1 protein-coding gene is annotated in these 482 nt (G+C 35.9%); it reads right to left on the bottom strand.

Features of this window, described 5'->3' with window-relative positions; all coding sequences use genetic code 11:
* Positions 1–482, bottom strand: a 482-nt coding sequence (locus CRV02_RS14410; protein WP_258239330.1) for a Calx-beta domain-containing protein, incomplete at both ends; no start/stop codon positions are given.

The following is a 482-nucleotide window of genomic DNA, read 5'->3' as shown; positions in this document are numbered from 1 at the left end:
ATCTACTCCACCTACAGAAATAGAATACGCTTCTGTATCTTCTTTTAAGTCATCATCTACTGTTGGTGTTGTAATTGTAAACGATGTTACTCCTGCTGGTACTGTGATTTTTCCAGTACTTGCATCATATGTTACACCATTACTAAATTGAAGGGTTCCTATATCTTCATCTTCTACTGTTCCATTGTTAAATGTAAAGTCATACTCTTTTGCAGCTTCTGCTTCTCCACTTAATGTTACAGTGTGAACTAAAGAAGTTCCTTCTGTTTGTGTATCACTTGTTACACTTGATACTTCTATATCTTCTTCATTATCTAAGATTGTTCCTGTTGCATCTACTCCACCTACAGAAATAGAATACGCTTCTGTATCTTCTTTTAAGTCATCATCTACTGTTGGTGTTGTAATTGTAAACGATGTTACTCCTGCTGGTACTGTGATTTTTCCATTATTCGCACCCTCTAGTCCACCGTTACTACATT

Origin of the sequence: Arcobacter sp. CECT 8989, assembly GCF_004116715.1 — a bacterium.
Lineage (GTDB): Bacteria > Campylobacterota > Campylobacteria > Campylobacterales > Arcobacteraceae > Halarcobacter.
The sequence above is the reverse complement of the archived record's forward strand: the minus strand, read 5'-3'. Positions and strand labels throughout refer to the sequence as shown.